The organism is Falsiroseomonas oryzae (genome assembly GCF_027856955.1).
Classification (GTDB): Bacteria; Pseudomonadota; Alphaproteobacteria; order Acetobacterales; family Acetobacteraceae; genus Falsiroseomonas; species Falsiroseomonas oryzae.
The window spans coordinates 1-8,525 of record NZ_JAPSMD010000233.1 but is presented as its reverse complement, the minus strand read 5'-3'; the positions used below and the strand labels follow the sequence as shown (position 1 = coordinate 8,525).

General features: G+C 72.7%; 9 protein-coding genes and 1 pseudogene. All 10 read left to right on the top strand.

The annotated features are described in order from the left end of the window. Positions 1-189 (top strand): DUF1636 family protein (locus OZN99_RS19655; RefSeq protein WP_333779749.1); only part of this gene is annotated, 189 nt, incomplete at its 5' end. Next, a complete protein-coding gene (locus OZN99_RS19650) occupies positions 177-869 on the top strand; it encodes a DUF1826 domain-containing protein (protein ID WP_270936957.1) in 693 nt (230 codons plus the stop codon). The genes OZN99_RS19655 and OZN99_RS19650, both read left to right, overlap by 13 nt. Then, complete coding sequence (gene zigA, locus OZN99_RS19645; RefSeq protein WP_270936956.1) at positions 866-2,086, top strand: zinc metallochaperone GTPase ZigA; 1,221 nt, start codon at positions 866-868, stop codon at positions 2,084-2,086. The genes OZN99_RS19650 and zigA overlap by 4 nt, the downstream gene beginning before the upstream one ends. Further along, positions 2,083-3,567, top strand: a complete 1,485-nt coding sequence (locus OZN99_RS19640; RefSeq protein ID WP_270936955.1) for an ABC transporter substrate-binding protein — start codon at positions 2,083-2,085, stop codon at positions 3,565-3,567. Before zigA ends, OZN99_RS19640 begins: the two co-directional genes overlap by 4 nt. Next, on the top strand, positions 3,564-4,487 hold the full coding sequence (locus OZN99_RS19635) for an ABC transporter permease (RefSeq protein ID WP_270936954.1): 924 nt from the start codon (positions 3,564-3,566) through the stop codon (positions 4,485-4,487). Before OZN99_RS19640 ends, OZN99_RS19635 begins: the two co-directional genes overlap by 4 nt. A 27-nt stretch (positions 4,488-4,514) precedes the next feature. Next, positions 4,515-5,279 (top strand): ABC transporter permease subunit, encoded by a 765-nt coding sequence (locus tag OZN99_RS19630; RefSeq protein ID WP_270936953.1) that lies wholly within the window; start codon positions 4,515-4,517, stop codon positions 5,277-5,279. A gap of 113 nt (positions 5,280-5,392) precedes the next feature. Continuing rightward, the gene (locus OZN99_RS19625) at positions 5,393-5,674 is read left to right on the top strand and encodes a hypothetical protein (RefSeq protein WP_270936952.1); all 282 of its coding nucleotides are present in this window, start codon (positions 5,393-5,395) and stop codon (positions 5,672-5,674) included. Positions 5,675-5,798: 124 nt separating this feature from the next. Beyond that, complete coding sequence (locus OZN99_RS19620; protein ID WP_270936951.1) at positions 5,799-6,038, top strand: hypothetical protein; 240 nt, start codon at positions 5,799-5,801, stop codon at positions 6,036-6,038. Between the two features lie 275 nt (positions 6,039-6,313). Then, a pseudogene (locus tag OZN99_RS19610) lies at positions 6,314-7,731 on the top strand (IS3 family transposase). Between the two features lie 22 nt (positions 7,732-7,753). After that, positions 7,754-8,485: a hypothetical protein gene (locus OZN99_RS19605; protein WP_270936959.1), complete on the top strand. Its 732-nt coding sequence runs from the start codon at positions 7,754-7,756 to the stop codon at positions 8,483-8,485. Positions 8,486-8,525: the final 40 nt, after the last annotated feature.

Below are 8,525 nucleotides of genomic sequence, written 5' to 3'. Positions count from 1 at the left end.
GACCTGCCGCCGGATGGCGAGGGTGCGGCCGACCTGCTCGCCGCCGCGCGCGCCCACGCGGCCCGCGCCGACGGCTTCCTGCCGCGCGCCGCGCGGCCGGAGCGTTTGCGCGCCGGCATCCTCGCCCGCTTGCCGCCGCTGCACTGGATCCCCGCCCATCCCCAGGAGCCCGTCGCATGGCCGGCCTGATGCTTGAGGCCCTCCCTGAAGCGGGGATCGCCCCGCCGCTGCATCCCGACACGCCACCGCGCCGACGACCTGTCGCGGTCTCCGGCGCCGAGCCAGAGATTCTGCGGGACGTGCTGCGGCCGGAGGTGAACCTCGCCATCTGGCACCGCGACCTGGCGACCGCGCTGACGGCCGGCTTGCGCCCGCTGGCCGACGCCGCGCCCTTCACCGCAGTGGCCGAGGACGATCCCGAACGCGCGGTGGAGGCGCTGGCGGCGAAGTTGCCCGCCACCGCGCCGCTTGACCTGCTGCTCGACATCTGCCGCCTGGCACGGACCTTCGCGGCGATCGTCGACACCGGCGGCGCGGTGCGCATCCGGCTCGAGGCGATCACCGGCCCGGCCTGCCATCGCTGGCATGCCGACGCGGTCGGGCTGCGCCTGCTCTGCACCTATCGCGGCGCGGGCACGGAATGGCTGCCGATCGCCGGCGGCGCGCGTGCCGCGCGCGGGATCGACCCGAAGGCGCTGCCCTGCGAACGCAGCCGGGTCGCGACCGGCGCGGCGGCGATCCTCAAGGGCGAGGGGTTCCGCGGCAATGCCGGCTTCGGCTGCATCCATCGCTCGCCGCCCGCCGGTCCCGGCGAGCGCGCGCGCCTGCTGCTCTGCCTCGACGAGCCCGGGCGGATCCCGCTGGAATGAACGCCTTGACCGAGACCGCGCGCGACACGCGCCTTCCCGTTACCGTGCTCTCCGGCTTCCTCGGCGCCGGCAAGACGACGCTGCTGAACCACGTGCTCGCCAACCGCGAGGGCAGGCGCGTTGCCGTCATCGTCAACGACATGTCGGAGGTGAACATCGACGCTGCGCTGGTCGGCAACAGCGGCACGCTCTCCCGCACCGAGGAGAAGCTGGTCGAGATGTCGAACGGCTGCATCTGCTGCACGCTGCGCGAGGACCTCATGCAGGAGGTCACGAAGCTGGCGCGGGAGGGCCGCTTCGACGCGCTGCTGATCGAGAGCACGGGCATCAGCGAGCCGATGCCCGTCGCCGCCACCTTCGACTTCCGCACCGAAGACGGGTTCAGCCTTTCGGACCTCGCGCGCCTCGACACGATGGTGACGGTGGTGGATGCGCAGGCCTGGCTGCGCGACTACGCCAGCACCGCGAGCCGTCGCGCACTGGGCCAGTCGGCGGGCGAGGAGGATCATCGGATGCTGGTGGACCTGCTGGTGGAGCAGGTGGAATTCGCCGACGTCATCGTGCTGAACAAGGCTGACCTGGTGAGCGAGGCGGAGCTCGGCCGGCTGGCGGGGCTGATCGCCACCTTCAACCCGCGCGCCGAGATCGTCGCCAGCGTCAATGGCCAGGTGCCGCTGTCACATGTGCTCGGCACCGGGCGCTTCGACTTCGCGCAGGCCCGCCAGGCGGCCGGCTGGGCGCAGGCGCTGTCGGGCCACCACCTGCCAGAGAGCGAGGAGTTCGGCATCGCCAGCTTCGTCTGGCGTGCTCACCGGCCGCTGCATCCCGCCCGCTTCAAGGCGCTGATCGAGAGCGACCTGCCCGGCGTGGTGCGCGCCAAGGGCTTCTTCTGGCTGGCCACGCGCATGCCTTGGGCCGGCTCCTGGCAGCTCGCCGGCGCGGTCGGCAAGCATGAGGCGGCAGGCTTCTGGTGGGCCGCGCAGCCGCAATCCCGCTGGCCGGACGATGCCGAATGGCGCCGCGGCGTGATGGCGAACTGGCGGGAGCCATTTGGCGACCGCCGGCAGGAGATCGTCTTCATCGGCATCGGCATGCATGAGGCCGCGCTGCGCAAGCGCCTCGATGCCTGCCTGCTGACCCAGAACGAGATGCGCGGTGGCCCCAAGGCCTGGGGCCGCTTCGCCGATCCCTTCCCGCGCTGGAGCGCCGCCGCATGACCGCGCTGCCGCGCCGCGCCGCGCTTGCGCTACCATTCGCCACGCTGATGCCCGCGCGGATCGCGGCGCAGGGCGCGCGGCCGATCACGGTCGGCCAGGGCTTCCTGGCGGAAAGCCTCGATCCCGCCCAGGGCAGCGCCGGCTGGGCGCTGCAGTCGCATGGCGTGGCGGAAGCGCTGTTCACCACGGACCGCAGCGGCGCGACGGTGCCGAACCTGGCGCGCGACACCCGGCGGGACGACCACGGCGCCTGGACGGTCTCGCTGCTGCCCGGCCTTCGCTTCTCCGACGGCGCACCCTGCGATGCCGCCGCCGTCGTCGCCTCGCTGCGCCGCGCGCTGGCGGAGAACCCGCGCGCCCGCACCGGGATCGGCGCAGCGACCAGCATCGAGCCGGTGGACGCCACCACGCTGCGCCTCGCGCCAGAGCGACCGGTCGGCGCGATTGCGCCGCTGCTCGCCGAGTTCCCGCTGGTGATCCATCGCCGCACCGAGGCCGGCGGCTTCGTCTTCACCGGGCCCTGGATGGTGCGGGAGTTCCGCCGCGGCGACCGCATCGTCCTCGAGCCCAACCCCGCCTTCCGCGACGGGGCCGACCGGCTCGCCGCCGTCATCCGACGCCTGACCGACCCGAATGCGCTGGCCATCGGCCTCGAGGCCGGCGAATTCGACCTCGCTTTCGGGCTCGCCACCGAAACGCTGCCGCGGCTGCGTGGCCGGCCGGGCATCACCGTCGTATCCACCCCCGTCGCCTACCACTACATGCTGCTGCTGAACCTCCGCCGCCCGGCCCTGGGCGATGCGCGGGTGCGCCAGGCGCTGTCGCTGGCGCTCGACCGCGCGCAGATGGCGCGGGCGATCGGCGGCGGCGTGCCGGCCTCCGGCCTGTTCCCGGCCTACTTGCCGTGGGGCCTGCCGGACCCGCTGCCCACCGACCGCGCCCGCGCCGCCGCGCTGCTCGACGAGGCCGGCTGGCGGATGGAGGGCGGCGTGCGCCGGCGCGAGGGCCGCGTGCTGGAGCTCACCCTGACCGCCTATCCGCAACGCCCCGACTTCCTGACGCTGGCGCCAGTCGCGCGCGCGCAGTTGGAGGCGCTCGGCATCCGGCTCCGCACCGAGGTGGTGGAGGCGATCACGCCGGCGATCCAGGAGGGGCGCTTCGACATCGCCTTCTGGACCACCCATGTCGCGCCCGGCGGCGACCCGGCCTTCGCGCAGGAGCAGTATGTGCGCAGCGGTGCGCCGCTCAACGTGATGGGCTTCGCCGATTCCGCCCTCGACGCCACGCTCGACCGCCTTGCCGCAGCGGAGGCGCCGGCGGCGCGCCACGCCCTCGCGCGGGAGGCGGCGGCGATGCTCAACACCAGCCTGCCGATCGTCCCTCTGCTGACGCCGGAGTGGCACATCGGCCATTCCGCCCGGCTCGCCGGCTACCGGCCCTGGCCGTCGGACTATCACATCCTGCACGCCGGCATCCGGTGAGCGGGACGCTGCGGCTCTGCCTGCTGCTGCTGGTGGGCAGCGTGGCCGCCTTCACGCTGGCCCGCGCGGCGCCGGGCGATCCCGCGATGCTCGCGCTGCTGGAGGCGAACCAAGCCGTCGATCCGGCGGCGCTGGCGGCACTGCGCGCGAGCTTCGGCACCGACCAGTCGCTCTCGGCACAGTATCTGACTTGGCTCGGCGCGGCGCTGACGGGCGACTTCGGCCTCTCCTTCCGTACCGGCCAGCCGATCGCGGCGGAGGTGCTGGCACGGCTGCCGGTGAGCCTCGCACTCGGCGCGGCGGGGCTGGCGATGGCAGCGCTGCTGGCGTTGGCCGTTGCACCGCGGGCGGCGGCACGGCCTGGCGGTATCGCCGACCGGACGGTGGACGCGCTCGCGGTCACCGGACAGGCGGTACCGGCCTTTTGGATCGGGGCGCTGCTGCTATGGGTGGTTGCGGCGGGGCTCGGAGTGCTGCCGGCGCTCACCGGCCCGCTGCCTGCGCGGATGGCGCTGCCCGTGACCCTGATCGCCTTAGCGGCCTTCGGACCGATGGCGGCGACGCTGCGCGCGACCCTGCGCAGCGTTGCGCACAGCACCTTCCATGCGGCTGCGCTCGCGCGCGGCGCGGCGCCCGGCGTGGCGGGGCTGAAACGGGTGGGGCGCCGCCACGCACTGGCCGCGCTGGTGCCGGTGCTGGGGAGCGAGGCGGCGCTCACCGCTGGCAGCGCCGCGGTGCTGGAGACATTGTTCGGCCTGCCTGGTCTCGGTGCCTTCGCGGCCGAGGCGGCGCGGGCACGCGACTGGCCCGCGGTGCAGGGAGCACTGCTGGCCGCGCTGCTCGTCTGCGCCCTGGCCCAGGGCGGCGCCGAGGCGATGCGGCGCGTGCTGGACCCTCGTCCCGGTCCCTTCGTGGCCTGAGCCGCAATGCCGCGGCGGGCCGCGCTGGTGCTCTTGGTTCTGTTGGCGTCGGTCTGGCTGGTCGGCGGCACGCAGGGCAGCATCGACCTCGATCTCCGCCTGCGCCCGCCGCTGGCCGCCTGGTCGCATCCGCTCGGTACCGACCATCTCGGGCGTGACCTGCTGGAACGCATTCTTGCCGGCGCCTTGCCGACGATCGAAGCGGTGCTGGCCGGCGCGGGCTTCGCGGGGCTGGCCGGTCTGTCGCTCGGCCTCGCCGGCGTATGGCCGGGGACGGCAGGGGCCATGGCACGAGGGGCGGCACAACTGCTGACGGCGGTGCCGGGCCTGCTGGCCGCGCTAGCCGTCGCCGGCGCCGCGGGCGGAGGCATCGTGCCGGCTGTGGCGGGGTTGGCGCTAGCCGTCCCGGCGGCGGGGCAGGCCGCGCTGGTCGTCGCGGGTCTCGCCGCGACAGCGGGTCGAGAGGGCCATGTGCGCGCCGCCCTCGCGCTCGGCGTGACACTGCCGCGCGCTCTCCGCCGGCATGTCTGGCCGGTGCTGAGGCAGGCCTGGTTCGCGTGGGCGGGCACCCGGCTGCCGCGGATCGCGCTGTCCTATGCGGGGCTCGCCTTCCTGGGCCTCGGGGCCGATGCTGGACGGCCGGACTGGGGTGCGATGGTCTGGGAGTACCGCACCTATGCGCTCGCGGCGCCCTGGCTGCCGGTCGCGCCGGTGCTCGGCCTGGTGGCGCTCGTCCTGAGCTTGCGCGGGCTCTTCGCCGGATCGGCGCCGCGGGACTATCCAGGCGGCTGAGCCTGCGGTGTCAACCCGACCCGGGCGCTCCCGAGCGCTGAGCTCTCCCGGCAGACAAATGTCGGGGTGCAAATTGCTACCATGGACGCGGCATCGCGGCGCATCATCGCCGCATGATCACACGTCGCTTGATCCTGCCCGGCCTGGTCGCGGTCGCTGCCGGGTCGACCGTCGCCTCCACCTTCCGCGCCGAGCCGGAAACGCCGGAGGTGCTTGGCGCCTGTGACTTGCGCTGTGACGGCGAGATGACCGTTACCAGCGTTCGCGTCACGACGGTCGACCTCGACGGGCCGGCGCACAACCTGGACTCGCGCGGCATCATCCTGCGCTGTCCGATCTGCGGCCGCGGCATCGGTCCTCGCGAATGGGAGGCCGCAGCCGTCGACATTCGGTAACCCCGTCCGGCGACGCTGGGCGGTTCCGCGAGCCCCACTACACGCATAGGGCCGCGCCATGACCGGATGCACCGCGCCCCATCACGCGAACCACGACCACCGCCCGGGCTGCGGGCATACCGCCGTGCGCCATGGGGATCACGTGGACTACCTGCATGACGGCCACCTGCATCACCCGCATGGCGACCATGTGGACGAGCACATCATCGAGGCTAGCGAGACGAACCCGGATCGCTGCACGGCGGGTCAGGACTGCGACGGACACGAAGCGGGCCACGTCCACGGCCCCGGCTGCGGGCACGAAGCCTTGCCGCATGGCGACCACTGCGACGACCATGGCCCTCTGGAGGTCGTCCGCCCCTGAAGGCGAGGTCGCGGCGGGGCGACGGAGCAACACCGCCGGCCATCATCGTCCATCTCAGGTCATCCGCGACCGGAGAGAACGTGACCTTGGCGGGTCTTCCCGCCGAGCAGGGTCGCAGTCCGGTTCCTCTCACTAAACTGGCGGACCGTCTCCAAGGCAGCAGGTCGGCGACGCTTCAAATCCGGGAGCGCTCCCTCCGCCAGTTCCCACGCGACTGGAGTTGGAGTTGACCCGGTTTCGTGGACACCCCGAGGCTTGAGACGGAGGTGTCCGAGATGCCGAAATTCAGGGTGCCCTACCCGCCGGAGTTCCGGCGGCAGATGGTGGAGTTGGTCCGATCAGGACGAACGCCAGAGGAGCTTGCCAGGGAGTTCGAGCCGACGGCGCAGTCGATCTGGAACTGGGTGCGCCAGGCCGAGCGCGATGGCAGCGTCCGCAAAGATGCTGGCGTGACCAGCCATGAGCGGGAGGAGCTGTCGAAGCTCCGGCGTGAGAACCATCGCCTGCGCCAGGAGCGCGACATCTTGGCAAAGGCGGCGGCCTGGTTCGCAAGGGGTCGAGGGCCAAGGGCCATCGACGCCCCGACCGGGTCTTCGAATTCATGAGCGCGCACCAGGCCGAATTCCCGATCGCCACCATGGCCCGCGTGCTGGGCGTCTCGCCCTCCGGCTACTACGCATGGCGCAGCCGCCCGGCCTCAACCCATGACACTGCCGATGCGGCGCTGCTGCGCCGGATCCGCACGATCCATGCCGCGTCGCACGGCACCTATGGCGCGCCTCGCGTGCATGCCGAGCTGCAGGCCGAGGGCACGGCCGTGGCCTGCAAGCGGGTGGCGCGGCTGATGCGCATGGCGGGGCTGCGCGGCATCTCTCGGCGCCGCTTCCCGACGACGACGCAGCGGGAGCCGAGCGACCGCCCTGCCAACGACTTGGTCGGCCGCGATTTCCACGCACCTGGCCCGAACCGGCTCTGGGTTGCCGACATCACCTACGTGCCGATCGCAGCAGGCTTCCTGTTCCTCGCCGTCGTCCTCGATGTCTGGTCGCGCCGGATCGTCGGCTGGTCGATGGCGACGGACCTGCGAACGCGCCTGGTGCTCGAGGCGCTCGACATGGCGGTGACGACGAGGACGCCCGCCGACGTGGTGCACTACTCGGATCAGGGCAGCCAGTACACGTCGGTAGCCTTCGGCTCGCTCGCCGATCGCGGTCTGCGCGGCATCCAGCTCGTCATCGCCGATGACCACAAAGGCCTGCGTGCCGCCGCCCGCCGCGTGTTCAACGCCACCCTCCAACGGTGCAGAGTTCATTGGATGAGGAATGCCTTGGCCCACGCGCCGGCCAAGCAGCGCGCCGCTATCGTCGCCATGCTGAAGACGATCTTCGCGCAGGACACCAAGGGCGAGGCCGTGACGCAGTGGAACACCGTCGCCGACGCGCCCCGCGAAAAGCAGCAGAAGCTCAGCGCGATGATGGACGCCTCGCGCGATGACGTCCCCGCCTACATGGACTTCCCCAAGGACCACTGGCCGCAGATTGCCAGTACCAACCCTATGGGGCGTCTGAACAGGGAGGTGAAGCGCCGCGCCGATGTCGTCGGCATCTTTCCCAACGACGAGGTCGTCAGCAGGCTCGTCGGCGCCCAGATGCTTGAGACCAACGACGAATGGGCCGAGGGACAACCTCCATAGCAACGACAGCTAGGCCACTAACGTGCGCGAGATCGCCCGAGCGCTCGGCGTGCGCTACGTCGTCGACAGCAGTGTCCGCGTCGCCGGCGGGCGGGTTCGCGCCACGGCGGAGCTGATCGAGGCCGGGGGGGGCGGCCATGTCTGGGCGGAGAAATTCGACGGACCGCTCGAGGACCCCTTCGCGATGCAGGAGCGCATCACCGCGGGGATCGTCGCCGCGCTGGCGCCGCAGATCGAGGGCGCGGAGTGTCAGCGCCTGCGCCGCGCGCTGCCGGCGGAACTCGGCGCCTTCGGGCGCGCGCAGGCGGCGTGGTCGGTGATGTCGGCCGGGGAGATGGCCTTCGACCGCGCCCCGCGCGACCAGGCGGCGGCGCTGGCGGCCGATCCCGCCTGCGGGCTGGCGCATCGCGTGCTCGCGGCGATGGCGTGGTGGCATGCCTATCACGGCACCGCGGAGGATTTCGCCGCGACCGTCGCCGCGGGGCTGGCAGCGGCCGGGGCGGCTATCGCGCTCGACCCGCAGGACCATCACGCCTGGCGGCAGAAGGGGCTGCTGGCCTTCATGGCGCAGGATGCGGCGGCGGGACTCGTCGCGCTGCCCCATGCCAACACGCTCAATCCGAATGGCGCGGTGACGCTGGCCTGGCTGGGCCTCGATGAGTCGCTGCATGGCAATCCCGCGCGCGGCGTGCCCCTGGTCGAGGCCGCGCTGCGCCGCAGCCCGCGCGACCCCGCGCGACCCCGCGCGCGGTGAGATGCTCTGCGGCGCTCGCCGCGGCGCGGCTGGCGGGGCG